This is a genomic window from Polaribacter cellanae, assembly GCF_017569185.1.
GTDB lineage: Bacteria > Bacteroidota > Bacteroidia > Flavobacteriales > Flavobacteriaceae > Polaribacter > Polaribacter cellanae.
In genome coordinates, this window is sequence record NZ_CP071869.1 from 2,932,348 (window position 1) to 2,958,114 (window position 25,767).

At 30.3% G+C, this 25,767-nt stretch carries 22 protein-coding genes; 12 read left to right on the forward strand and 10 right to left on the reverse strand.

What is annotated here, in order from left to right; genetic code table 11:
- Positions 1-239: 239 nt before the first annotated feature.
- On the reverse strand, positions 240-1,736 hold the full coding sequence (locus J3359_RS13235; protein ID WP_208077323.1) for an aminotransferase-like domain-containing protein: 1,497 nt from the start codon (positions 1,734-1,736) through the stop codon (positions 240-242).
- Between the two features lie 67 nt (positions 1,737-1,803).
- On the opposite strand from J3359_RS13235, the gene J3359_RS13240 reads away from it, so the two are divergent.
- The 6 genes from J3359_RS13240 (at position 1,804) to J3359_RS13265 (ending at position 8,279) form a co-directional block, all read left to right on the forward strand.
- Positions 1,804-3,624, forward strand: coding sequence for a TonB-dependent receptor plug domain-containing protein (locus J3359_RS13240; RefSeq protein ID WP_208077324.1), 1,821 nt, complete (start codon positions 1,804-1,806; stop codon positions 3,622-3,624).
- 302 nt (positions 3,625-3,926) lie between these two features.
- On the forward strand, positions 3,927-4,517 hold the full coding sequence (locus J3359_RS13245) for a hypothetical protein (RefSeq protein ID WP_208077325.1): 591 nt from the start codon (positions 3,927-3,929) through the stop codon (positions 4,515-4,517).
- On the forward strand, positions 4,511-5,929 hold the full coding sequence (locus J3359_RS13250; RefSeq protein ID WP_208077326.1) for a flotillin family protein: 1,419 nt from the start codon (positions 4,511-4,513) through the stop codon (positions 5,927-5,929). Before J3359_RS13245 ends, J3359_RS13250 begins: the two co-directional genes overlap by 7 nt.
- Before the next feature lie 60 nt (positions 5,930-5,989).
- A complete protein-coding gene (gene bioB, locus J3359_RS13255) occupies positions 5,990-7,087 on the forward strand; it encodes a biotin synthase BioB (RefSeq protein WP_208077327.1) in 1,098 nt (365 codons plus the stop codon).
- Between the two features lie 112 nt (positions 7,088-7,199).
- Positions 7,200-8,066 (forward strand): cupin-like domain-containing protein, encoded by an 867-nt coding sequence (locus J3359_RS13260; RefSeq protein WP_208077328.1) that lies wholly within the window; start codon positions 7,200-7,202, stop codon positions 8,064-8,066.
- Between the two features lie 57 nt (positions 8,067-8,123).
- Positions 8,124-8,279, forward strand: a complete 156-nt coding sequence (locus J3359_RS13265) for a hypothetical protein (RefSeq protein ID WP_208077329.1) — start codon at positions 8,124-8,126, stop codon at positions 8,277-8,279.
- Positions 8,280-8,337: 58 nt separating this feature from the next.
- On the opposite strand, the gene rseP is transcribed toward J3359_RS13265, so the two are convergent.
- Positions 8,338-9,705 carry an RIP metalloprotease RseP gene (gene rseP, locus J3359_RS13270; RefSeq protein WP_208077330.1) on the reverse strand — a complete coding sequence of 456 codons (1,368 nt, stop codon included), beginning with the start codon at positions 9,703-9,705 and terminating at the stop codon, positions 8,338-8,340.
- 172 nt (positions 9,706-9,877) lie between these two features.
- On the opposite strand from rseP, the gene J3359_RS13275 reads away from it, so the two are divergent.
- The gene (locus J3359_RS13275; protein ID WP_208077331.1) at positions 9,878-10,555 is read left to right on the forward strand and encodes an SCO family protein; all 678 of its coding nucleotides are present in this window, start codon (positions 9,878-9,880) and stop codon (positions 10,553-10,555) included.
- A gap of 66 nt (positions 10,556-10,621) precedes the next feature.
- On the opposite strand, the gene J3359_RS18460 is transcribed toward J3359_RS13275, so the two are convergent.
- From J3359_RS18460 to J3359_RS13290, 4 genes are all read right to left on the reverse strand, one after another.
- Positions 10,622-10,756 carry a hypothetical protein gene (locus J3359_RS18460; protein WP_302850186.1) on the reverse strand — a complete coding sequence of 45 codons (135 nt, stop codon included), beginning with the start codon at positions 10,754-10,756 and terminating at the stop codon, positions 10,622-10,624.
- Positions 10,757-11,291: 535 nt separating this feature from the next.
- A complete protein-coding gene (locus tag J3359_RS13280; RefSeq protein WP_208077332.1) occupies positions 11,292-12,494 on the reverse strand; it encodes a hypothetical protein in 1,203 nt (400 codons plus the stop codon).
- 138 nt (positions 12,495-12,632) lie between these two features.
- The gene (locus J3359_RS13285; RefSeq protein ID WP_208077333.1) at positions 12,633-12,833 is read right to left on the reverse strand and encodes a hypothetical protein; all 201 of its coding nucleotides are present in this window, start codon (positions 12,831-12,833) and stop codon (positions 12,633-12,635) included.
- Between the two features lie 85 nt (positions 12,834-12,918).
- Positions 12,919-13,449: a helix-turn-helix domain-containing protein gene (locus J3359_RS13290; protein WP_208077334.1), complete on the reverse strand. Its 531-nt coding sequence runs from the start codon at positions 13,447-13,449 to the stop codon at positions 12,919-12,921.
- A gap of 699 nt (positions 13,450-14,148) precedes the next feature.
- Here J3359_RS13290 and J3359_RS13295 point away from each other — a divergent pair.
- The 5 genes from J3359_RS13295 (at position 14,149) to J3359_RS13310 (ending at position 20,908) form a co-directional block, all read left to right on the forward strand.
- The gene (locus J3359_RS13295; RefSeq protein WP_208077335.1) at positions 14,149-14,379 is read left to right on the forward strand and encodes a FeoA family protein; all 231 of its coding nucleotides are present in this window, start codon (positions 14,149-14,151) and stop codon (positions 14,377-14,379) included.
- Complete coding sequence (feoB, locus tag J3359_RS13300) at positions 14,379-16,490, forward strand: ferrous iron transport protein B (protein WP_208077336.1); 2,112 nt, start codon at positions 14,379-14,381, stop codon at positions 16,488-16,490. Before J3359_RS13295 ends, feoB begins: the two co-directional genes overlap by 1 nt.
- Positions 16,491-16,613, forward strand: coding sequence for a FeoB-associated Cys-rich membrane protein (locus J3359_RS18615; protein ID WP_243765916.1), 123 nt, complete (start codon positions 16,491-16,493; stop codon positions 16,611-16,613).
- Positions 16,614-16,700: 87 nt separating this feature from the next.
- Entirely contained in the window at positions 16,701-17,255 is a 555-nt protein-coding gene (locus J3359_RS13305) for a DUF2911 domain-containing protein (RefSeq protein WP_208077337.1), read from the forward strand.
- 131 nt (positions 17,256-17,386) lie between these two features.
- Positions 17,387-20,908: a leucine--tRNA ligase gene (locus tag J3359_RS13310; RefSeq protein WP_208077338.1), complete on the forward strand. Its 3,522-nt coding sequence runs from the start codon at positions 17,387-17,389 to the stop codon at positions 20,906-20,908.
- Between the two features lie 271 nt (positions 20,909-21,179).
- On the opposite strand, the gene J3359_RS13315 is transcribed toward J3359_RS13310, so the two are convergent.
- The 4 genes from J3359_RS13315 to J3359_RS13330 all read right to left on the reverse strand — a co-directional run bounded on the left by J3359_RS13315 (position 21,180) and on the right by J3359_RS13330 (position 24,175).
- A complete protein-coding gene (locus J3359_RS13315; RefSeq protein WP_208080483.1) occupies positions 21,180-21,380 on the reverse strand; it encodes a transposase in 201 nt (66 codons plus the stop codon).
- A gap of 400 nt (positions 21,381-21,780) precedes the next feature.
- Positions 21,781-22,575: a hypothetical protein gene (locus J3359_RS13320; protein WP_208077339.1), complete on the reverse strand. Its 795-nt coding sequence runs from the start codon at positions 22,573-22,575 to the stop codon at positions 21,781-21,783.
- 177 nt (positions 22,576-22,752) lie between these two features.
- Positions 22,753-23,142 carry a VOC family protein gene (locus J3359_RS13325; protein WP_208077340.1) on the reverse strand — a complete coding sequence of 130 codons (390 nt, stop codon included), beginning with the start codon at positions 23,140-23,142 and terminating at the stop codon, positions 22,753-22,755.
- A 793-nt stretch (positions 23,143-23,935) separates the two neighbouring features.
- Positions 23,936-24,175 (reverse strand): hypothetical protein, encoded by a 240-nt coding sequence (locus J3359_RS13330; RefSeq protein ID WP_208077341.1) that lies wholly within the window; start codon positions 24,173-24,175, stop codon positions 23,936-23,938.
- Positions 24,176-25,767 lie beyond the last annotated feature (1,592 nt).

Sequence of the window (25,767 nt, forward strand, 5' to 3'; positions counted from 1 at the left end):
TTTTGGTTTTTCGAGTTTGAGAAAATTCTCACGTTTTATAATTCCACATTTGAGTAAATTCCCACGCAAAATTTTACGAGCGAGCGAGTGCTCAGCATTTTGAAATTCCTTTTTTATGATAAAATCTATTAATTTTAGTTCACTATTTTTCAGCGTTTGAGTGAGAACAATATTTGCTAACGTCTAAAATGACATAAAAAAATAAAATTAGTGCCCAAAATAAAGGTAATTTTTTATGCTTAAAAAGAAACTTTACGATGTGCTTTTTTTAGTTTTTTAATTACTGAAGTTATTTCCTCTTCGTTTAAATGTCCGAATCCAAAACGAATGGCACAGGTATTTTTATTTTGATATAAAATGGTTTTTGGAATAAATAAATCATTTTTTTCTGCTTCTTCTGCTAATTGAACCAATGCTATTTTAGGTTGAAACTCCAACCAAATTGCCAATCCACCAGAAGGAATTTTCCAAGTTGCAATCTCTGCAAAATGTATCTTTAATAAATCGCACAAACAATCTCTTCTTTGCTTATAAATAACAACGTTTTTTTTCATTAAACGATAAATTTCACCTTCATTAATTAGTTCAGATAATATTTGTTTTTGAATTAAATCGCCTTGTTTGTCTAACAATTGTAAGTAATTATTGGCTTCCGAAATTAAATTTTCTGGAGCAATTACAAAACCGGTTTGAAAGCTCGGAAATAAAGATTGCCCCAATTTACCCAAGTAAATAACCATTCCATTAACATCTGCACTTGCCATTGGCAACATTGCAGAACCTTCGAATTGAAAATCGTAATCGTAATCGTCTTCAATAATTGCAAAACCATATTCTTTTGCTAGTTGTAACAACTCCAAACGTCTTTCTACGCTTAAAGTTACCATAGTTGGGTAATCTCTATGAGCGCAAACATATACGCATCTAATGCTTCCTTTTACAAAATGTTCTTTTATATAATTAACATTCAAACCATTATTATCTACAGGAATTGTTTTAATAGAGGCACCTGCTTGTTGAAAAATCATATTTGAAGCATAGTTACTTAGATTTCCTACTAAAACAATATCTTTTGGTTTGAGAATTAATTGAGAAACAATGTACAAACTCATTTCTGTGCTTCTTGTACTTAAAAGGTTGTTGGGTTCTACATGAAAACCTCTTGTTGCATTCAAATAATTACAAATATTGGTTTGAAATAAAGTGTCTGAAAACTCATTGGGTCTGTTCCATTTTTTAATTAAATTTTTACGTTTCATAGCTGCACTGTACCATCTTGTAAATTGATGCACAGGATGCAAACGCAAATCTGGCTTACCATCGTTAATCGTAAATTTAGCATTTGTAAATTGCGAAGTGGAAGCCAAATGAAAAGAAGTCTGAAATAGAAATCCTGTTCTTTTTGCAGATAAATAAGCCTCGTTTATTTTTTGAGAAGTTGCTTTTATTTTTACAGTGGTTTGTTCTGGTTCTATAACAAATGTGCCTTTATTAGGAATAATTTCCACCCAACCTAGAGAAGCCAATTCGTCGTAAATGGCAACTGCAGTATTTCTATGTATTTTTAATAATTTCGATAAATTTCGAGTTCCAGGCAAAAGAGTCCCTTTGGTTAAATATCTTCGCTGAATTGCATTAATAATTTGTTGCGAAACCTGAATATATAGAGGCTGAGTAGTCTTTTTATCAAAACTAATTAATTGTTTCAAAAGCGTAAAAACCGGACTATCTATCATTTTAAAACTGGACTAGTTTAATCGTCCATAAAATTACGACTTTTGCATCGTTTTTAAATCAATATTCATGAAAATTAAAATTAGTTTATTATTTACAGTATTATTCTTTGCTTTACAATCGAAAGCACAAGAAGAAACTACAAAAAGAGACACTTTAAAAGAAGTAATTATTACATCTGCTAGAATAGATTTACCATTCAAAAAAAATTCTAGAACGATACATATTATTACATCAACAGATATAAAAAACAGTGCAGCAACAAACGTGGCAGATTTGTTGCAACAAGTTGCAGGAGTAGATATTAGAAGAAGAGGAACAGCAGGTAGTCAGGCAGATTTATACATTAGAGGTGGTGGTTTCGACCAAACTTTATTATTAATTGATGGCATAAAAATGGACGATTCTCAAACAGGACATCATACATTAAACGCAGCTTTGCCAATTGAAGTAATTGAGCGAATAGAAATTATAAAAGGGCCTGCAGCAAGAGTTTTTGGGCAAAATGCATTTACTGGAGCTATAAATATTGTAACCAAAAAGAAATTAAAAAATACAGTTTCTGCAAATATTGAAGCAGGTTCTTTTGGGCAATTAAATGGTTCTGTAACTGTTGGTAAAGAATTCGAAAACTCCTCTATAATGGCTCATGTTGGAACATTAACTTCAAATGGGTACAGAGAAAATTTAGACTATAATAATTACAATTATTTCTTAAAAGCAGTTTTCAATAAGAAAAAACAACCTATTGAAGTGATTGGTACTTTTTTCGATAAAAAATTTGGTGCTCAGAATTTTTATACGCCACCAAGTTTTGGATTGAACGAATATGAGGAAACTCAAAATAGTTTATTAGGTGTACAAACAACTTTTAAGGGCGAAAAATTAAAAATAACACCAAGAATTTATTGGAGAAGAGGTCAAGATATTTTTCTGTTAAAAAAAGACGACCCTAGTTTTTATAGAAATTTGCATATTACGAATAAAGTGGGAGTAGAAACCAACGCTTCTTACACCTCTAATTTAGGAATTACTGGTTTTGGATTCGATGTTTCTCGTGTTTCTATTAGCAGTAATAATTTAGGAAAACGAGACAGAATAATGGCAAATGTATTTTTAGAACATCGTTTTAAATTTGGTGTTATAGATATTACTCCAGGTGTTGCAGCCACTTATTTTTCAGACTTTAAGTTTCATGCGTTTCCAGGTTTAGATATTGGTGTACAATTATCCGATAACTTAAGGTATTATTGGAATATTGGTTATACTTATAGAATACCAACCTATACAGATTTATTTTATAATGATAGCAGCACATCAGGTAACCCAAATTTAAAACCAGAGGAAGCCATTGCACAAGAATTTGGTTTAAAATATACAAACAATAACTTTTTTGCAACACTTGCTGTGTTTACAAGAGCTTCAGATAATATTATAGATTTTATTAGAAAAGATGTCTCACAAAAAAAGTTTATAGCAACAAATATTTCGCAAGTAAATACAAAAGGTTTTGAGTTAGATGCAAATTATACTTTTAAAATTAAAGAATTTAAGCAATCTTTAAGATTCGGATATACTTTTTTAGAAGACGATATTACCGACCAAAATAGAAATTTATCTCGTTATAGATTAAATACATTAAAGCATCATTTTACAACTCGTTTTTCATCCCAATTATTTAAAAATGTAAGACAAAATATTATTTATAAATATGCAGATAGAACTGCAGGAACAAGTTATAATGTTTGGGATGCTTCTGTAATTGTAAATGTTTATAAATTTAGTTTTACAGCAACAGCAAATAATATTTTTAATGCAACATATGTAGAGTCTGGTTTTTTACCAATGCCATCGAGTAATTTTCTTTTTGGTTTGCGTTATAATTTTTAACAAGAATTTAAACTCTTTGCTTTTTTAAAATATAAAAAACACAATATATTTAGTTTTTTAGTGATTTTTGTTTGAATAATTTAATATTTCTGTAACAAATATCTTGTTTAAGTTACTAATAGATAGAAACTCAATAAATTTTACGAGTATTAAATGGTATTAAGTTTAGAATTGGTCTATTTATAATCGTTTTTTTCTCAGAAAGGCAATTTCTTTAAAAACGAGTTTCTGTTTATAGACAAAATAAATTACATTTATCAAGTCTTAAACTCTTATATTTATTCACTTTAAAACGAACTATTATGATAGAATGGTTTCAAGAGTTAACCTCTTTTCAAAAAACGTATTGGATACTTACAGGAATTTCTACTTTTATGTTTCTAATCGTTTTAATAACAACCATAATTGGTGCAGATTCCGATGATCTTGGAGATGTAGATGCAGAAATAGAAGGCGATACTGGTGCTGGATTTCAATTTTTTACATTGAAGAATTTAGTTGCTTTTTTCACTATTTTTGGTTGGAGTGGAATTTCGAGTATCGATGCAGGAAACTCGAAACCCACTACAGTTATTATCTCAATTTTTTGTGGTTTGTTAATGATGTTTGTAATGGCAGCATTGTTTTATTACATCAGCAAATTAACATCTAGTGGAACTCTAAAAATGCACAATGCTTTAAATGCAACAGGTGAAGTCTATTTAACAGTGGGTGCAAATAGATCTAGAACAGGTAAAATTCAAATTAAGATTCAAGGATCTTTAAGAGAATTAGAAGCTTTAACAGACTATTCAGAAGATTTAAAACAAGGAAGAATTATTACAGTTACAGATGTAACAGAAAACGGAATATTAATTATCGAACCTCAAAACAAAACAAAATTACTATGCTAAACTTAACAATTTTACAAATCAACCAGTTTTCTGGTTTAATAGGAATAGGAATTGCAATTCTATTTATTTTTATATTGATAATTGCCATGGTAAAACGCTATAAAAGATGTCCTTCAGACAGAATTTTAGTAGTGTATGGAAAAGTAGGTGGAGGAGAATCTGCAAAATGTATTCACGGTGGAGCCGCATTTATTTTTCCTGTAATTCAAGATTACGAATTTTTAGATTTAACACCAATTTCTATTGAAGTAAACTTGGTAAATGCACTTTCTAAACAAAATATTCGTGTAAATGTACCTAGTAGATTTACCATTGGTATTTCTACAGAACCAGGTATTATGCAAAACGCAGCAGAACGTTTATTAGGTTTGGCGCAAAACGATATTCAGGAATTGGCACAAGAAATTATTTTCGGACAATTACGTTTAGTGGTTGCCTCTATGGATATTGAAGAAATTAATAACGATAGAGATAAGTTTTTAACCAACATTTCTCAATCTGTGGAAACCGAATTAAAGAAAGTAGGTTTAAAACTAATCAACGTAAATATTACAGATATTGTAGACGAATCTGGTTATATAGAAGCTTTAGGAAAAGAAGCTGCAGCACATGCAATTAATGCCGCAAGAAAATCGGTTGCAGAGAAAAATAGAGATGGTTCTATTGGAGAAGCAAATGCTTTACAAGACGAAAGAAGCCAAGTTGCAGCAGCAAATGCCCAAGCTGTAGAAGGAGAAAACACCGCTAAAATTGCGGTTGCAAATTCCGATTCTTTAAGAAGACAAAGAGAAGCAGAAGCAGAGCGTACAGCAATTGCAACAGAAAAAGTACAAACAGCAAATGCCCTAAAAGAATCGTATGCAGCAGAGCAAGAAGCAGAAGTTGCTAGAGCAGAAAGAGAACGTTCTTCGCAACTAGCAGATGTTATTGTACCAGCAGAAATCGACAAAAGAAAAGTAGAAATAGATGCAGAAGCTAGGGCAGAAAATATAAGAAGAATTGCAAGAGGAGAAGCAGATGCCATTTTATTTAAAGCACAAGCAGAAGCACAAGGTTTGTACGAAGTTTTAACGAAACAAGCACAAGGTTTAGACCAAATAGTACAAGCTGCTGGAAACGATTCGCAAAACGCAGCCTTATTATTAATTGCAGATAAATTACCAGAATTGGTAAAAACACAAGCAGAAGCCATTAAGAATATTAAAATTGATAAAGTTACAGTTTGGGAAAATGGTGGTGAAAAAGATGGAAAAACATCAACCTCTAACTTTATTTCAGGAATGTATAAAGCAGTACCACCTTTACAAGAAATGTTTAATATGGCAGGAATGGAATTGCCAAATTACTTGAAAGGAAAAGAGGTTTCTACAGAAGAAGCTTTAGAAGTTAAAGATAAAAAGACTAAAGAGTAATAAATAACCCTATAAAAAAAGCTACTTTTATGCAGGGGTTTGTATTAAAGAATTCCATTTATGAGTAAAGTAAGACACAATTGGACAAAAGAAGAAATATTAGAAATTTACAACAAACCTATGATGGAGTTGTTGTACGAAGCCGCAACAATTCATAGAAAGCGACACGACCCAAATGTGGTTCAGGTTTCTACCTTATTATCTATAAAAACAGGTGGTTGTTCCGAAGATTGTGGTTATTGTCCGCAAGCAGCGAGATATCACACAAATGTAGAAAGAAACGATTTAATGACCATACACCAAGTAAAAGCGCAAGCTTTACGTGCAAAAGAAAGCGGAAGTTCTCGTGTTTGTATGGGAGCTGCTTGGCGAAACGTAAAAGATGGCCCAGAGTTCGACCAAGTTTTAGAAATGGTTAGAACTATTAATAAATTAGAAATGGAAGTTTGTTGTACCTTGGGTATGGTAACAGAAAATCAAGCACAACGTTTAGCAGAAGCGGGTTTATATGCATATAATCATAATTTAGATTCTTCTGAAGAATATTACAAAGAAGTAATTTCCACAAGAGGTTACCAAGATCGTTTAGATACGATTGGTAATGTGCGTAAAACAAATGTAACTGTTTGTTCTGGCGGAATTATTGGAATGGGAGAATCTATAGAAGATAGAGCAGGAATGTTGGTGGCTTTATCAACTTTAAATCCACAACCAGAATCTACACCAATAAATGCTTTAGTAGCTGTTGAAGGAACACCATTAGAAGACGAAAAACCCGTTGAAATTTGGGATATGATTCGTATGGTGGCAACCACCAGAATTGTACTGCCAGAAACGCAAGTTCGTCTATCTGCAGGAAGAACACAAATGAGTAGAGAAGGACAAGCAATGTGCTTTTTTGCAGGAGCAAATTCAATTTTTGCAGGAGATAAATTATTAACAACACCAAACCCTGATGTAAATGAAGACATGAAAATGTTTAAATTATTAGGATTGAACCCGCAAAAACCATTTACTAAAAAAGTACAACCACAGTCTGTAGAGGCAAAAGACTCTAAATTTGAAGCATTAGGTGAAAAGCCAAAATGGACAAGACCAACACATAAAATTAAGAGAAATGAAGCTGCAAAGCAAACAAAAAAAGCAGTAAAAGCATAAAATAATATTTATAGTATTTTTAAACCATCATTTACAAAAGATGATGGTTTTTCGTTTTAACAAACATTTTCCTTACAATTTATTAACTTTGCATCGTTCAAAAAACAAAGCTATGTCTTTAAACTTATCTCAGATAGACCGAGTAAAAACAATTACGAAAGAAGATTTCATAAAAAATTACTTTAAGCCACAAAAGCCAGTGGTTATAGAACAATTTATAGAAAATTGGCCTGCATATAAAAAATGGAGTTTAGATTATATGAAAAAAGTTGCAGGAGATAAAACGGTACCTTTGTATGACGATAGACCCGTAGATTTTAAAGATGGTTTTAACGAGCCACACGCAAAAATGAAAATGAGTGAGTATATAGATTTGCTAAAAACTAAGCCTACAAAATTTAGAATTTTTCTTTGGAATATTTTAAAAGAAGTACCTATTTTACAGAAAGATTTTAAATATCCAGATTTTGGTTTGCGTTTAATGAAAGGTTTACCAATGTTGTTTTTCGGAGGAACAGGTTCTTACACTTTTATGCATTATGATATTGATTTAGCCAATATTTTTCATTTTCATTTTGAAGGAAAAAAAGAAATTATTTTGTTCGATCAAAAACAGAACAAGTATTTATATAAAATTCCACATTCGTTAATTACGAGAGAAGATATCGATTTTTCGAATCCAGATTTTAACAAATGGCCAGCACTTAAAAAAGCGAAAGGATATAAAACAAATTTAGAACATGGTCAAGTTTTATACATGCCAGAAGGTTATTGGCATTATATGAAATACGTTACACCAGGTTTTTCTATGAGTTTACGAGCAATAGCAAGAAAACCTAAAAACTTATCGAAAGCCATTTACAATGTTTTTGTAATGCGAACAATAGACAATCTAATGCGAAGAATTAAAGGACAAAAATGGATCGATTGGAAAAACGAACAAGCGATTATTAAAACCAATGTTTATAATAAGCTTTAAAAAACGCTTTCAGAATTTTTTAGTATCTTACAAGTGTCTAAATAAATATTACTTATTATGAAAGCCTGTCCAAGATGTAAATCTGTGTCTAGGCACAGAATGAGAAGAAAAGGGATTGCAAGATTAATTCCAAGATCTAAAGCTTATGCTTGCGATAATTGCAACGTAGAATATACTTGGATTTCTTTTATTAATCGATCATTTAAAATGTAAACAAAAAGCCTCACAATTTTTATTTGTGAGGCTTTTTAATATTTTTAAATAGGATAAATTAATTACCCAAACTTTGTATCCACCTATAAACATCGTTTCCGTTTGCAAATAGCAGCAGAGCAATCAATAAAACAAAACCAGCAACTTGTGCATATTCTAAGAATTTATCTCCTGGTTTTTTTCCAGTAATCATTTCCCAAAGCGTAAAAACTACGTGACCACCATCTAAAGCAGGAATTGGTAGAAGATTCATAAAACCTAACATGATCGATAAAAATGCTGTGATTTCCCAGAAAGCTTGTGCACTCCATTCTGCAGGAAAAATACTTCCAATAGAAATAAAACCACCCAAACCTTTGTAAGCTCCTGTACTTGGGTTAAAAATCTTTTTCAATTGCTTCATATAATCTGTAAGCGTTTTCCAAGATTTTGTTAAACCTGCAGGTATTGCTTCTATAAAAGAATACTCTATATCAGCCAAATCGTAATAGCCTAATTTTTCTAAATCTGTATATTTAAGTTGTCCTAAAGCAACACCTAATTTTCCTTCCTTAGTAACTTTTACAGGAATCTCCTTTGTTTTGTTTGCTCTTTTTATGGTTAAAGTAATGTTTTGATTCTTATATTTATTCAATACATTTTTAGCTTCATCAAAATATTTTATGGCAGTTCCATTAATACCAACAACAAGGTCTTTCGGTTTTAAATCGGCTTTTACATTTGGAGATTCTTTTGAAACTCCACCAATTACAAAAGGAATTCTTTCAGAAACAACAGGGCCTTTTTCATTTTTCCTTCTGTCCATTAATTGAGAAATAAAATCTTCTGGAAGATTTTTTTCGATAATCGTTCCATTTCTATCTAAGGTAAAATTATTTCCATTAATAAACCCTAATGTAATTCCATTGAATTTTCTAATTTTTTCACCATCAATAGTTAAAATTTTATCGCCAGTTTCTAAGCCAATTTTCATCGCTAAAGAATCTTGCACCCAAATACCATCCTTTGCATTTACACTTTCGTTTGGTAAAAACTTTTCGCCATAGGCCCACATTAAACAGATGTATATTAAAATCCCTAAAACAAAATTTACAAAAACACCACCCAACATAATAATTAAACGTTGCCAAGCTGGTTTCGAACGAAATTCCCAAGGTTGTGGAGGCAAAGCCATTTGCTCTGTATCCATACTTTCGTCAATCATTCCAGAAATTTTTACATAACCACCCAAAGGAATCCAACCAATTCCGTAAACGGTTTCACCAATTTTTTTCTTGAAAAGAGAGAATTTATAATCGAAGAATAAATAGAATTTTTCTACTCTCGTTTTAAACAATTTTGCAGGGATAAAATGCCCCAATTCGTGCAAAACAATCAATAAAGATAAACTTAAAATAAATTGAGATGCTTTTATTAATATTTCCATTCAGTGTTAAATCATAGTTAAAAAACGTGCAAATGTACGTTTTTAAAGAGAGTTGTAAAAGAACTATCGAAGCTACATTTTTTATTTTAACAAACATTTTAGATAGATAGCTATAGAAACCCCTTTCCAAACGATTTTTTAAGTCGTAAATTTGTAGAAATAACTTCGTTTTATGGATTTTAAGTTTTTTAAAAAATCGTTACCAACACTTATTTTTTTAGTGGTTTTTTCCGCAATTGCAATTCCTGTTTTTTATCATTTATTAAAAGTCGATAAAAAACTAAAAGTATTTAATCCTGTAGATGTAAATCCGCAGTTGGTAGACGAATCGATGTTGCATGTTCAAAAAAATCATAAAATAGCCGATTTTAAGTTGATAAATCAGAATGGAAAAACCATTACAAACGAAGACTATAAAGACAAAATTTACATTGCCGATTTCTTTTTTACGCGTTGTAAAACCATTTGTATTGCGATGGCCTATAATATGAGCGAATTGCAAGATTATTATAAAAACGATAATGATATTATGTTTCTTTCACATTCTGTAACTCCAAAAATGGATAGTGTTTCAGTCTTAAAAAAATACGCAGAAAACAAAGGTGTAATTGATGGAAAATGGAATGTAACCACAGGTTCTAAAAAACACATTTACGAATTGGCGAGAAAGAGTTATTTTGCGGTTTTAGATGAAGGCGATGGAGGAGAAGACGATTTTATTCATACAGAACAATTTGTTTTGGTAGACAAAGAAAGAAGAATTCGAGGTTATTACGATGGCACCAAAAAAGAAGATATGGAAAAGTTAAAAAAAGATATTGTTTTGTTGAAGGAAGAATATAAAAAATGATAAAGCACAACTTTAAAAAATTATGCTTTATCAGTAGTTTTAAAGTAAACTAAATGTTAAAAAATATTAATAACCTCCTAGATTTATAAATATCCAAGAACCTAATTTATTACTAGTACTTTCGAACTGTAAAACTCCTAAAGGGTTTTCCGGTTCTTCTTTCTTAAAATAAGCAAAAACATTAGCATCTTTTGTATACATTTTTTTACCACCAACAGTTTTTAATGTAGTCTGTTTTTCATCAAAAGATTTTATATTGTTTTTTTTCGCTTTCTATCCAGTTTTCTGAAGTAATTTCCTGTCCAAAACTTGAACAAGTAATTAATAGCAGAATTAAAATAGTTATTATTCATACTTTGTTATTTTAAATGATAAATAAATTGCGTAGGTGCTACTTAATATAAAAATTATTAAGGGTAACCAAAACCAAACATCTAATTTTTGGTTTCTGTAATAAAGAGCTACAGGTATTAATGAAGGAGCCAGTAAATAACCAAATAAAACTATATGCTTTTTTTTATTAAAAACCATGAAAAACTCAATTATACTGATAAGACTTAGAAATAAATCTAAAGAAAACAATTCTGAAATATTTCCAAAAAGTAGTAGTAAAAGCCAGATAATATAAATTAAAGAAAATTTATCTGAGGGTATAAAAATTAAACTAAGACTAAGAAGCGATAATGATTTTATAAAAATAAGCTTGTTTGAATTTATTTGTAAAGTCATGTTTTTTTTATTTAAGACATTCTTTATTTGAAGGAGAAATACCTCCAGCTTTGTTTCTTGTTGCTCCAGTTGGTAAATTCATAATCTTTAAATATGCACCAAATTTACCAGGAGTTGCACCTTTTCCAACCCCATAATTTCCAATACATACTGATTCGGTAATATTTAAACCTATGATACGTGAAGCAGAAATTGCAAAATTTGTGCAATTTTGTGCTTGCAGTTCATATTCTGCAGTGTCATAATCTAAACTAACTTTTATTAAATTACTTAAAGTACTACTAGAAATTGTTTTAGTTACACTAACATGATATGGATAATTTTCATTCCTATCCATTATACCAGCTGTTGCGTTAAAATAACCGATTCCTTTTTCAGGATAAAAACCGTAACTTAACCTATGCTCTCCTTGTGAAATTGTTATAAAAGCATGGCCAACACCATTTTCTAATGTTGCGGGTGTACTGGGTTTATTAGGATTTGGTTGTTTTGCATAAATTGTAACGGTAGCACCTTTTGTTTTATCTAAACAACCTAAAAATTTTTCTAAATTTTCAATTGGGTCATCTGGAGATACAACAACTATTTCTTCAACACATTCTCCTAAAATTGAATCATATTCATAACCTTCTCCACACTCAATAGGGTTTACAGTTATCACATATTTACAAGGATTATCTTCTTCTACGTATCTTCCTTGGTAATTTTTATTACTATTTGACTGACAATCTTGATATGCAGGACTATTTCCAGGATTAGTATAATAACCACCAGAATTACCACCACCGCCAATATTTAAATCTGGTAACCAATAAGATTCACAAAGTTGAGAAACAGATATTCCTGTTAATGTAGAGCCAGCAAAAACCCACTGGTCTGGCTCTCCGTTTATTTTCCAAACTAAATAATTATCAACGTAATGGTATGTTGTTACAGGGTAACAATTTTCCATCATTCTACTTTGATAACTATCTTTAGTTTTTTTCTTTTTAAATTCTTTCTTGAAAAGAATATTTTCGTCTTTTTTACCATTTTTTATTTTTTCAGCATACACTATGTCTCCTTCATTGTCTAGAATATGGTTTAAACCATTTGAGATTTCTTCTTCTTCTAATAAAATGTTTTTAGTTCTGAGTTTTTTCTTATTTATATCTTCAGTATAAGATTTATAAATGTAAAAAGAGTGTTCTTGATTTTCGTTCTTAATCACAAAAACTTTATAAATAGTTGAATATTTACTAACATTTTTAGTTTTAAAATTGTTAGGATTGAAAGAGTTAGTGAAATTGATAGGGAATTCGTAATAATATTTTTCTAATTCTTTATGATATTTTTTATTTTCATTATTCTAAATCACCTCAAATTCATAAGGTATTGCTTTTTTGAAATTTTCAGCGTTAAATTCGCTTTGAAGTTTGGATAATAAGTTGCTCTGACTTGGATTAGAAATAATTTCCTCTTTTTCACAATTCCATAGTAATAAAGAAATTCCGATGAGTAGAATTTCGATTTTAAATAATTTGGTTAGATTGATTTTTTCTGTTTTCACTTTGGTTAAATTTAAGGTTCTTAAGCATAGACAAAAATAGAAATACAACAAAGTATTTTATCCAAAATATTTAGAACCCAAAAAATCAGGACAAATTTTGTTTTCTATATTGGGTGGGTGTTAAACCAGTTTCTTTTTTAAAAGCATTGTAAAATGCAGATTTAGAGTTAAAACCAGACTCTAATGCAATAGAAATTATATCATAATTTTTAAAGGCCTCGTCAACCAATAATTTTTTAGATTCTTTTACTCTTAATTTATTAATATAAGTAGAAAAGTTCGTGTTACTATTTTTATTAAAGATATGCGAGAGATAACTTTCGTTTAAGTTATGTTTTTCTGCAATTGAGGCTAGATTTAAATTAGAATTTAAAAATGCTTTTTCTCTAAGAATTTCATTTTTAATTTTTTCTATTTTATTATCATTTTTTGGAGTTAATTCTTTCTTTACAATTCTACTATTTTTTCTAATATTAACTCTTTGTTTAAAAATTCCATTATAATAAATACCCAAATACCCTAAATAATAAATGAGTAGTGAATTAGAAATCCATAAGAAATATCGATTGTTATTAGAAAAAAGAGGTAGTGAATTTATGTTATTATATAAAATCATTCCAATCCATATAAAGCAAATAAGAAGTCCAAAAAATAAAATATGCTTTAGCCATTTAGTTTCAATAATAACTTTTTTATTATCATAGGAAGCGTTATTTTTCTCATAAACTTTAATTTTTTTGTAAATTATATATATAACTATTAAGGTAAAGCAAGAGGAAAAATATTCTTCTATAAAGTATAGGTTTTGTATTAAACTTAAATAGGTTATTTTATTTAGATTAAAAAAGTATCTATAAATAGAAATAACGACATGTAACAGACAAAAAACATAGAAAGGGAAAAGTAAATAATCAAATAATTTTAATTTAATTTTTTGTCTTTGTAAATAAGACTGTACAAAGTAAAAATACATTGGCACTATTAAAAGAGCCCATGGGATATAAAACAATTTATATAATTCTACATTTTTAATATAATTTATATCAATAAGCCAATAGTATAAATTGTTTAGTGAAATGGTTGCAATTAATAGAGATAAATAAAAATTTGAATTTGATTTATATTTTGGATTTAGAATTACAACGATACTAAAAATTAAACCTTGAATTGAACCAGCCGCAATAAGCAGGTTATAGACATTAAAATTAATTTGTAGGGGACTCATTCATTTTTTTTCAAATGTAATAAATTACCAAAGAACAACCTGTTTAGAATCATTCTAAATGATTATCTTTGCTCTTCCAAATAAAAAATTTTGAGCACAATTGCATCTTTACATATTGGCGAATTAGGTTATATTTCTGAAGAATCTTTAGATTTTATACCTCTTAAATTACTGGAAATGGGCTGTTTGCCAGGAGCAGAAGTGCAATTAATACAAATAGCGCCTTTAAAAGACCCTTTATACATTTGTGTAAATGGAGCCCATTTGGCAATTAGAAAGGAAACTGCATCTCAAATAAAAATTTTAAAAGCGAATTTATAATGTCTAAAAACAATATAAAAATTGCTTTAATTGGAAACCCCAACACAGGTAAAACATCTATTTTTAATAAACTTACAGGTTTAAAACAAAAAGTAGGCAATTACCCAGGAGTAACTGTAGATAAAAAAAAAGGTGTAAGCAAATTATCTGCAACACAAACTGCAGTTATTACAGATTTACCTGGAACCTACAGCATAAACCCTACCTCAATAGACGAAAGTATTGTTCTAAAAACCTTACTTAATAAAGATAGTAAAGAATCTATAGACGTAATTTTAGTAATTGCAGATGTAGAAAATTTAAAAAGAAATTTACTACTTTTTTCACAAATTAAAGATTTAGAAATTCCTACAGTTTTGGCCATTAATATGGCAGATCAAATGGATAAAAAAGGTATTTCTATAGATTTAACACTACTAGAAAAAGAGTTAAATACAGAAGTTGTTTTAATAAGTGTCAGAAAAAAACAAGGTATAGCTGCTTTAAAAGAAGCAATAATTCGTTGTCATATAGCTACAAAGGCATCTCCATTATGTGGTATAAACCATAAAGTAGATCCAGATTATTTTAACAAATTAAAAGAAATAAGCCCCAATTATTCTTTGTATGAATTATGGTTAATGGTTACACAAAACAACTACCCAGAAACTATTACAAAAGAAGAAAAAGAAAAATTATTAGCATTTAAACAAGATGTTTCTAAGTTAAAGAAATACCAACATAAAGAAACCATTTATCGCTATCAAGAAATAAATAAAATATTAAAGAAAACTTACATTGTAGATAAATCGAAAGCGACAGATTTACGTAGTAAATTAGATAAAATTTTCACGCATAAATTTTTCGGATATTTTTTCTTTTTCACGATTTTATTGGTCATTTTTCAATCTATTTTCGATTGGGCAACCTTACCAATGGATTTCATAGACACTACTTTTGCAGATCTGTCTGACATTGTTAAAGATAGTTTACAGCCTGGCGTTTTAACAGATTTATTGGTAGAAGGAATTATCCCTGGAATAGGAGGAGTTTTAATTTTTATTCCACAAATTGCCATATTATTTTTATTTATTGCCATTTTAGAAGAAACAGGTTATATGAGTCGCGTTGTTTTTCTGATGGATAAAATTATGCGACGTTTTGGTATGAATGGAAAAAGTGTAATTCCGCTAATTTCTGGAACAGCATGTGCAATTCCAGCGATTATGGCAACCAGAACAATTTCCAGTTGGAAAGAGCGCTTAATAACCATTTTAGTAACTCCATTTACAACCTGTTCTGCACGTTTACCAGTATATGCAATTCTAATTTCGTTAATAATTCCGAATAAAAAAATCTTAGGTTTTTTAAACCTACAAGGTTTGGTATTATTGTTGTTGTATGTTTTAGGATTTGGAATGGCTATTTTAGGAGCATACATTTTGCACAAAACTCTAAAAATAAAATCGAAATCTTTTTTCGTGGTAGAAATGCCAAATTATAAGATTCCTTCTTTTAAAAATGTTTTTTTTGAAGTATTAGAGAAAGCAAAAGCATTTGTATTCGGAGCAGGAAAAATAATTTTAGCATTGTCTATTGTTTTATGGTTTTTGGCTTCAAACGGACCAAAATCATTTACAAATGCCGAGAAAAATGTGGTAGAGAATGTGGTAAATCAGAACTTATCTCAAGAAGAACTAAATAAAAAAATAGCCTCCGCAAAATTAGAAAATTCTTATATAGGAATTATGGGGAAAAGTGTAGAACCTGCTATAAAACCTTTAGGGTACGATTGGAAAATAGGAATCGCTTTAATAACTTCTTTTGCAGCAAGAGAAATTTTTGTAGGAACGTTGGCAACCATTTATAGTGTAGAAGCAGATGATGAAAATACAGCAACGATTAAACAAAAAATGCATTCCGAAATAAACCCAGCAACAGGAGAAAAAAGATTCAACTTTGCTGTAGGAATGTCGTTGTTAATTTTTTACGCTTTTGCAATGCAATGTATGGCAACATTTGCGATTGTAAAGCGCGAAACAAAAACGTGGAAATGGCCTTTAATTCAGTTTTTTGGAATGGGATTATTGGCATATGTATCCTCGTTAATTGTATATCAAATATTAAGTTAAATGCAAGAAATAATTGCTTACTCTTTATTAATAATTGCCTTGTTTTTCTTGTTGAGGAAATACGTGTTTCCAAAAAAGAAAAAGAAAAATGGAAATTGTGGCACAGATTGTGGTTGTCATTAAAATCTTAACAAGAAAATAAGATATAAATCTTGTTGCGATTCGTATTTTTGCCAAACAAGATAAAAATAAATTTTTGAAAATATAATTATGAAAAAATCAATAGTATCATTAATCATTTTTACAATCGCTCTAATTTCTTCGAATGAAACATTTGCTCAGAAATTCCCAAAGTTAGATGTAAGCCCAATGGATGCAGCATCTTACCCAAATAACTGGAAAGACGCAAACAAATTAGTAAAAGTGGTGTACAGTCGCCCACAATTAAAAGGAAGAGATTTAGGGAAATTAGCACCAAAAGATAAGGTTTGGAGAACAGGAGCAAACGAAGCAGCCGAAATTACTTTTTATAAAAAAGTAGATTTTGGAGGTAAAAAAGTAAAACCAGGAACCTATACATTATTTACAATTCCACAAGATGGAAAATGGACAGTAATTTTAAGCAATCAAAAAAATGTTTGGGGGGCTTATTTTTATGATGAAAAAGAAGATGTTTTAAGAGTTACAGGAAAAGTTTCTAAATCGAATAATAAAATCGAGGCTTTTTCCATTCTTTTTGATGGAGAAAAAGATGACATAAAAATGTATATGGGTTGGGGAGATACGATTGTTACAGTTCCTTTAGAAATTGAAAAAGAAGAGTAATAAAAGCTACTTTTTTTATAAAATATAACCGCAATTTATCTGCGGTTTTTTTGGGTCTAAAATTTAGTGGTTTACAAATTACTTCTTTTATAGAATAAACGTAAATTTGCGCTTTAATTAAGAGAATAGAAATGCAATACGATCATCAAGAAATAGAAAAGAACTGGCAAAAATTTTGGGCAGAAAACCAAACTTTTAAAGCCAGTAATGAAAGTGAAAAACCTAAATATTACGTGTTAGATATGTTTCCTTATCCAAGTGGAGCAGGTTTACATGTTGGGCATCCTTTAGGTTATATTGCAAGTGATATTTATGCACGTTACAAACGCCACCAAGGTTTTAATGTGTTACATCCACAAGGTTACGATTCTTTTGGTTTGCCAGCAGAACAATATGCAATTCAAACTGGGCAACATCCAGCAAAAACAACAGAAGAAAACATTAAAACCTACAGAAAACAATTAGATAAAATAGGTTTTTCTTTTGATTGGTCTCGCGAAGTAAGAACTTCGAATCCAGAATATTACAAATGGACTCAATGGATTTTTATTCAATTGTTTAATTCTTGGTACAATAAAGATTTAGACAAAGCAGAAGACATTACAACTTTAGAAAAAATCTTTAAAACAGCAGGAAATACAAAAGTAAATGCAGTTTGTAATGAAGATATAAAATCTTTTTCAGCAGAAGATTGGAAAGCGTTTTCAAAAACAGAACAAGAAGAAATTTTATTACAATATCGTTTAACGTTTTTGTCAGATACAGAGGTAAATTGGTGTCCTGCTTTAGGTACTGTTTTAGCAAATGATGAGATTGTAAATGGTGTTTCAGAACGTGGAGGTTACCCAGTTGTTCGTAAAAAAATGACACAATGGTCTATGCGAATTTCTGCTTACGCACAACGTTTGTTAGATGGATTAGAAACCATAGATTGGCCACAACCTTTAAAAGATTCTCAAACCAATTGGATTGGGAGAAGTCAAGGTGCAATGGTTACGTTTGAAGTCCTATCTCCAAACCTTTCCGAAGAAAAGGGAGCAAATGTGGAATCGGATGCAAAAGATTATATGACAGGTGGAAACAATTCTTATTTGTTGTTGGAAAAAGCGAAAGAAATGAGAGCGAACCCAACACCTGCTGAAGCTATTTTATGGAAATATTTAAAAGGGAAAAAGTTAAAATCTAAATTTAGACAGCAGCATTTAATAAACGATTTTATTGTTGATTTTGTGTGCCTATCAAAAAGGTTAATTATTGAAGTTGATGGTAATATTCACGACTATCAATTAGAAAAAGACGAAGAAAGAATTTTAGAATTAGAGCAAAAAAGCGGTTTTAAAGTTATAAGATTCAAAAATGAAGAGGTAATTGGAAATATTGAAAAAGTAATTTTTAAAATTGAAAAAGAGTTAGATAATCAATTTTATAAATTACAAAATCTTGAAAAAGAGATTAAAAATAGTCAAGTAAAAGAACAACAACCGCAAACCATTTCAGATATAGTTGATAACACAACAGTGGCTCTTTCCTCAGGAAAGAGAGTCAGAGATACGATTCAGGTTTTTACAACACGTCCAGATACAATTTATGGAGTTAGTTTTATGACACTGGCTCCAGAACACGAATTAGTAGCAAAAATAACAACTCCTGCTCAAAAAGCAGAAGTTGAAGCCTATATAAAAGCAACAGCAAAACGTTCCGAACGCGATAGAATGGCAGATGTAAAAACCATTTCAGGAGTATTTACTGGTGCGTATGCAATTCATCCTTTTACATCAGAAAAGATACAAATTTGGATTGGCGATTACGTGTTAGCAGGTTATGGAACAGGAGCTGTAATGGCGGTTCCTTGTGGAGACCAACGTGATTACGATTTTGCAAAACATTTCGGAATTCCGATTCCTAATATTTTTGAAGGTGTAGATATTTCTGAACAAGCACATACAGAAAAGCAAGGAACTGTAATTGCAAATTCCGATTTTTTATCAGGATTAAAATACCAAAAAGCATTAAAATTAGCCATTTTCGAAATGGAAAAACGTGGCTTTGGTTATGGGAAAATAAACTACAGATTGCGTGATGCGGTTTTTAGCAGACAACGTTATTGGGGAGAACCTTTTCCGGTATATTACAAAGACGGAATGCCACAAATGATTGACGCAAAACATTTGCCAATTGTACTGCCAGAAGTAGAAAAATACTTACCAACAGAAGATGGTAAACCACCTTTAGGAAATGCTACAGAATGGGCTTGGGATTCAGTTGCTAATAAAATAGTGCACAACAGTGAGATAAATAATGCCACTGTGTGGCCTTTAGAGTTAAACACAATGCCAGGTTGGGCAGGAAGTTCTTGGTATTTTAATAGATATATGGATTCGCAAAATTCAGCCGAGTTTGCAAGCAAAGAAGCATTGGATTACTGGAAAGAAGTAGATTTATATATTGGAGGTTCAGAACATGCAACAGGGCATTTATTATATGCTCGTTTTTGGCAAAAATTCTTATTCGATAAAGGTCTTGTTCCTGTAGATGAATTTGCTAAAAAGTTGATTAATCAGGGAATGATTTTAGGAACTTCCGCATTTGTTTACAAAGCAATTTCTTTTGTAAAGAATGGTTGTAATATCGATACATCGAATGACGATGTTATAGAGAAAATTCCAACAATATTTGTCTCTAAAAATTTATTTTCTAATGATGATGAATTCGAAACTGTAGTAAAAAACTACTTGTTAGATAACAAATTACTAGATCCAAATTTTGCAGATTTAGTAATGATTACGAAAACACCATTACATGCAGATGTTTCTTTGGTAAATAATTCTGATGAATTAGATGTAGATGGTTTTAAAAACCATCCTTTAAATAAAGAATATAAAAATGCCGTTTTTATAGGAGAGAGTGGTAAAGCCCTTTCTCTTGGAGAAGGTTTAGGAGAAGATTCTTATAAAGTAGGTAGAGAAGTAGAAAAAATGTCTAAATCGAAATACAATGTTGTAAATCCTGATGATATTGTAAGAGAATATGGAGCAGATGCATTGCGTTTGTTCGAAATGTTTTTAGGTCCTTTAGAACAAGCAAAACCTTGGAAAACTTCTGGTATTTCTGGTGTCTATTCTTTCTTAAAGAAATTATGGAAACTATATATTGCTGAAGATGGCATAATTGTATCCGAAGAAAAAGCAACCAAAGACGAACTGAAGGTTTTACATAAAACCATTAAAAAAGTACAAGAAGATATCGAGAATTTCTCTTTTAATACCTCTGTTTCTACGTTTATGATTGCTGTAAACGATTTAACCGCTTTAAAATGTAATAAGAAAGAAATTTTAGAACCATTATTAATTTTATTATCACCTTACGCACCACATATTTCTGAAGAATTATGGAGTAAATTAGGAAATAAAGAAAGTATTTCAACAGCTCCTTTTCCAATTTTTAACGAAAAGCACTTAATAGAAAGTTCTAAAAATTACCCAATTTCTTTCAACGGAAAAATGCGTTTTACATTAGAGCTTCCTTTAGATTTATCAAAAGTAGAAATAGAAAAAGCAGTATTAGAGAACGAAAAAACAATAGCACAACTTGCTGGACGAGAACCAAAGAAAGTTATTGTTGTTCCTGGAAAAATCGTTAATATAGTTGGTTAAAGGTACAGCCTTTTTAAGTATTAGCTTGTTTGTGAAGAATTGCTTTCGTGCTAAATATTTAATTTACCAGATAGAAAGAACACAACAAACTTAGAGTTTTGCAGTTTAAACCCTAAGTTTGCTGTGTTTCTATGTAGTTTTCAGCTACTTAACCATTCAATAGATTACAGTTCTGTACCTGCGATTTTTTTTGAAATAAATCTCTGTGAATCTCTGTGTTTCTTTGTGAGTCTCTGTGTAATAACTTTGGGTCAAGTAAATTTCATGGGAATTAAGCAAATAATTTTTCTAATCTGAAGAGGAAAAATTGAGTATCTCTCACGCCTCTTTGGTTTGGTCTAAAGAGTTTTATTTTGGAATTAAAAGACTCTGCATTTGCATTAGTACTCCTATTGTTAAAGAAATTCAGAATAGTTTCCAAATGATATTTAATACTGTTAACAGCTATATTTAGAAACCTATGGACTTTCAGTCCATAGTGGTTTAGTTTTCAAGTTTGAGTAAGAATTCCGCCAACTTTCTAAATTCAGTTTCCGAAATTTTGGGATTGAGTGATAATTTCACCATTTTGTTTTCAGTTCGGAAACTTCGAAAAAGTAATTTTTCATGTTTTGTAAACTCAACATTTTGCTAAAATTCCGATTAGCGAGAGAGTGTTCCACAATTTTTAAATTCCTTTTTTAGTTTTAAAAACTCAATTTTCAATTCAGGTTTTGAGTGAGCTAGCTATATTTGGCAACGTGTTTGTGTAAGAATAGTTGCGATTTTGTGCACGAGGAATTTCAGCATGAAATTCAGAAGTGCGCAAAATTGCAACTACTTTCGGTTAGGCTAAAATAGCAATTATTTTTATACTTTAGTTAGCAAAAGTTTTACCATTCGATTTCAAATTCAACTTCTAAATCAATATTTTCTTTTTTTAATATTACCTTATTTGGTTTGTCTTGAATGTAATCTTTAAAATTAAATTCAATAGCAAAAGGTGGGCCTAAAAGAAGATCCTCAACCAAACCATTATCATCAATATCTGCTAAACTAAATGTCATTATAAAATTTGGATTAACATTTAAATTTTCATTATTCAAGTTCCAATTCAAGTTACCTTGATTTATTAAAGTTTCAGATTTATACCAAATAGATCTTTCGTATAATACTTCATTAAATAAAGAGGTTTTAATATAGGTTTTTTCTAATGTAAATTTCAAGTCAGCTAATCGATTAATATCGTTATTTGAATATTCAGAGTCCCATGTTTGGTTGATATTTTTAAATGATATTATTTTTAAATTTTTTATTTTGACAGATTCTCCTTTTAATATATCTATTTCAAATTCTTTTTTAAGTATTTCGTTTTTTTCATTTTGAGCAGATAAATAAATTGTATTCTTTCCAGTTTTGTCAAAGCTTAAAATTATATTAACATTCTTTCCGTAATTTGATTGATTTGACTGCACAAAATTAATGTTGTTTGTAGAGGCACTATAACTTATAATATTTTTATTTGATTTTAGTTTAAAAGAAATAGGTTGGTCAACTTCTAACTTATCAGTTAAAAATTCAATTTCAATTGAAAAGTCTTCATTAATTTGTTTTTCACTTTCATTATTATCAGAGCAGGCTAAGATAAGTGTAAATAAAATGAGACTACATAATTTTAATTTTCTCATAATTTTTTCAATTTTTGCTAACGTTGATGTATAAGATTAGTTACGTGGTTTAAGCACTAAAGATAGCAAATAAATTACAGATAGAAAGTCCGGGAGGACTTTCGTAAGTAGGCTATAACTAGCAATGAATTATACACGTTGTTGTGCGTAGGCTTTTTTTTCTATTCACTATTTTATTCAGTCCGTTTTAAAGTCAGCTATTTGTTTTTCAAATTTTTCAGAGTCCTTAAAAGCGCATAAATTTCCGTCTGGGTCAAAGAATTTCGCAACTGTTCCCCAAGAATGTTCTTGATAATCAACATCCACATTTTTTTCGGTCAGTTTATCCGCCAATTTTTTCACGTTCTGAATGTTCATTCGCAAACAGGTTTTGATTCGTTCTGATTCCTTTAGTGTTCCGTCATATTCATCATCCAATTCAACCATTAAATAAGAGTTTCCGAATTCAAAACAAGTCAGATTTTCCGTTTCGAACATTTTGTTCATTCCGATTATATTTCCATAAAATTGAACGCATTTTTGGTATTCAATTGTGTATAATATTATTCCTGTTCTGTCAAATTCCATATCGTTTTTCAGCTTACGCACAACGTGTTTGTATAAGAATAGTTGCGGTTTTGTACGCGAGGAATTTCAGCATGAAATTCAGAAGTGTGCAAAATTGCAACGACCTTTGGTTAAGCTAAAAGTAGCAATTATTTTTATACTTTGTTAGCTTTAGTGCTTTTTTGTCCGTTTATTTTTTAGTCAATATTATATTTCGGTTGGCTTTTTAATTCCGCATTTTATTTTTTATTCAGCTCTACTTTCATTCCGTAAACTTGCTCAAATTCCGCAATATTTTTAGTTCAGATTTCGAGTGAGCAATTCCGCAACTTGCTGAATTCCGATTGAGTGAAATTCCACTTTTCAATTCAGTTTTCGATTCCGCAAACGAGCTAAAAAGTCAGACGCAATTCAATTCAGAGTTTGAGTGATTATTCAGCTCAATATTCCGCATTTTATTTTTAAATTCTGCTTTAAATGACTTTTGATTTAAACCTGAAATTTTCTGTTTTGCAATGCCCCGAGCATTAAAGCTAACGTTTTTGTATAAGAATAGTTGCGATTTTGTGCGTGAGGAATTTCAGCATGAAATTCAGAAGTGTGCAAAATTGCAACTACCTTTGGTTAAGCTAAAATAGCAATTATTTTTATGCGTTGTTAGCAAATGTTTTTTTTCATTCTCCTTTGTTCATTAATTAAATCCCAAAATTCAGCTTTTGAGTAAGAATTCCGTAATTTATATTTTTCATTTTCTGCTCAATTTCTCAAACTTTCTAAATTTCACGATTCCTTGAAAATTCCGCAATTTTGGTTTTTAGAGTTTGAGAAAATTCTCACGTTTTATAATTCCACATTTGAGTAAATTCCCGCGCAAAATTTTACGAGCAATCGAGTGCTCAGCATTTTGAAATTCCTTTTTTGTGATAAAACCGATTAGTTTTAATTCACTATTTTTCAGCGTTTGAGTGAGAACAATATTTGCTAACGTTTTTGTATAAGAATAGTTGCGATTTTGTACACGAGGAATTTCAGAATGAAATTCAGAAGTGTGCAAAATTGCAACTACTTTCGGCTAGGCTAAAATTAGCAATTATTTTTATACTTTGTTAGCTTTAGTGCTTTTTTGTCCGTTTATTTTTTGGTCAATATTATATTTCGGTCGGCTTTTTAATTCCGCATTTTATTTTTTATTCAGCTCTACTTTCATTCCGCAAACTTGCTCAAATTCCGCTATATTTTTAATTCAGATTTCGAGTGAGCAATTCCGCAACTTCCTAAATCCCGATTGAGTGAAATTCCACTTTTCAATTCAGTTTTCGATTCCGCAAACGAGCTAAAAAGTCAGACGCAATTCAATTCAGAGTTTGAGTGATTATTCAGCTCAATATTCCGCATTTTATTTTTAAATTCCGCTTTAAATGACTTTTGATTTAAACCCGAAATTTTCGGTTTTGCAATGTCCCGAGCATTAAAGCTAACGTGTTTGTATAAGAATAGTTGCGATTTTGTGCGCGAGGAATTTCAGCATGAAATTCAGAAGTGTGCAAAATTGCAACTACTTTCGGTTAAGCTAAAAGTAGCAATTATTTTTATACTTTGTTGGCAACCGTTTTTTCTTTGTCGCTCTGCTTTTTCACGTCAGCTTTAATTCAGCCGTTTTTATTCTTTAAACGACCAATTTAGTCAATTCTGCTTAATTCTTTTTACGGTTTTCCACATTCCGATTCTGCTTTTTCCTTTTCAGATTCATTTTCGTAGATAAACACAGCTTTTCGGATTATTACTTAAAAATCCAAAAAAAAAATTTCGATTCTTTTTCCGTCCGAGTAAAATTCGGTGCAATAGTTTTCGGTTCAGTTTTTTATTCCGCAATAATTTTCAGGTTTCTTATGCGTTTCGCTTGTCAGAAATCGGCTTAAAACTCAAAAATTTTCGGTTCAGCTTTTAGTCGGCAAAAAATCCGTTTTCATTCGGTTTTGTATTCAGTTCAGTTTGTCAATTCCGCAATTCAATTCCGCCCACAATATTTTTTTCGGTTCTATTTGGCTGGATTTTTCAAATGTTTACGGATTTTTCTTAAATGGTTGCCAACGTTTATGTATAAGAATAGTTGCGGTTTTGTACGCGAGGAATTTCAGCATGAAATTCAGAAGTGTGCAAAATTGCAACTACTTTCGGTTAGGCTAAAATTAGCAATTATTTTTATACTTTGTTGCAAAATCGTTGTTTTTTCAGTTTATAATTCCGTCTTATTTTCCTTTTTCTCGCTTTAAAAGTTCAACTTTTGAGTAATTTTCTCACTATTTTTTTATTCAGAGTTTGAGTAAATTCCTCAGTTTAGATTTTTTGTCTTTCCTCAATTCTAAAACTTCCTATATTCAGATTTTGAGTAAGAAATCCTCCAAACTTATTTTCAGAGTTCGAGTAAGTTCAAACATTTTAAATTACAAATTTTCTGATTATTTCTAAAGTTTTCGAGCGAGAGAGTGTCCGATAATTTTCATTTTTTCTAAATTTTAAAAAACAAAATCTCAAAATTATTTATTCAGTTTGAGTGATTTCCGCAAACTTGCTCGACAATGTTTTGCAACGTTGTTGTATATGGTTTGTTGCGTGTTTTAAGCACCTAATTTAGCAAATAAAAAC

Coding starts and splice junctions, on each gene's coding strand:
- J3359_RS13235 (WP_208077323.1), bottom strand. CDS start 1,736: ATGATAGATAGTCCGGTTTTTACGCTTTTGAAACAATTAATTAGTTTT.
- J3359_RS13240 (WP_208077324.1), top strand. CDS start 1,804: ATGAAAATTAAAATTAGTTTATTATTTACAGTATTATTCTTTGCTTTA.
- J3359_RS13245 (WP_208077325.1), top strand. CDS start 3,927: ATGATAGAATGGTTTCAAGAGTTAACCTCTTTTCAAAAAACGTATTGG.
- J3359_RS13250 (WP_208077326.1), top strand. CDS start 4,511: ATGCTAAACTTAACAATTTTACAAATCAACCAGTTTTCTGGTTTAATA.
- bioB (WP_208077327.1), top strand. CDS start 5,990: ATGAGTAAAGTAAGACACAATTGGACAAAAGAAGAAATATTAGAAATT.
- J3359_RS13260 (WP_208077328.1), top strand. CDS start 7,200: ATGTCTTTAAACTTATCTCAGATAGACCGAGTAAAAACAATTACGAAA.
- J3359_RS13265 (WP_208077329.1), top strand. CDS start 8,124: ATGAAAGCCTGTCCAAGATGTAAATCTGTGTCTAGGCACAGAATGAGA.
- rseP (WP_208077330.1), bottom strand. CDS start 9,705: ATGGAAATATTAATAAAAGCATCTCAATTTATTTTAAGTTTATCTTTA.
- J3359_RS13275 (WP_208077331.1), top strand. CDS start 9,878: ATGGATTTTAAGTTTTTTAAAAAATCGTTACCAACACTTATTTTTTTA.
- J3359_RS18460 (WP_302850186.1), bottom strand. CDS start 10,756: ATGTATACAAAAGATGCTAATGTTTTTGCTTATTTTAAGAAAGAAGAA.
- J3359_RS13290 (WP_208077334.1), bottom strand. CDS start 13,449: ATGATTTTATATAATAACATAAATTCACTACCTCTTTTTTCTAATAAC.
- feoB (WP_208077336.1), top strand. CDS start 14,379: ATGTCTAAAAACAATATAAAAATTGCTTTAATTGGAAACCCCAACACA.
- J3359_RS18615 (WP_243765916.1), top strand. CDS start 16,491: ATGCAAGAAATAATTGCTTACTCTTTATTAATAATTGCCTTGTTTTTC.
- J3359_RS13305 (WP_208077337.1), top strand. CDS start 16,701: ATGAAAAAATCAATAGTATCATTAATCATTTTTACAATCGCTCTAATT.
- J3359_RS13310 (WP_208077338.1), top strand. CDS start 17,387: ATGCAATACGATCATCAAGAAATAGAAAAGAACTGGCAAAAATTTTGG.
- J3359_RS13320 (WP_208077339.1), bottom strand. CDS start 22,575: ATGAGAAAATTAAAATTATGTAGTCTCATTTTATTTACACTTATCTTA.
- J3359_RS13325 (WP_208077340.1), bottom strand. CDS start 23,142: ATGGAATTTGACAGAACAGGAATAATATTATACACAATTGAATACCAA.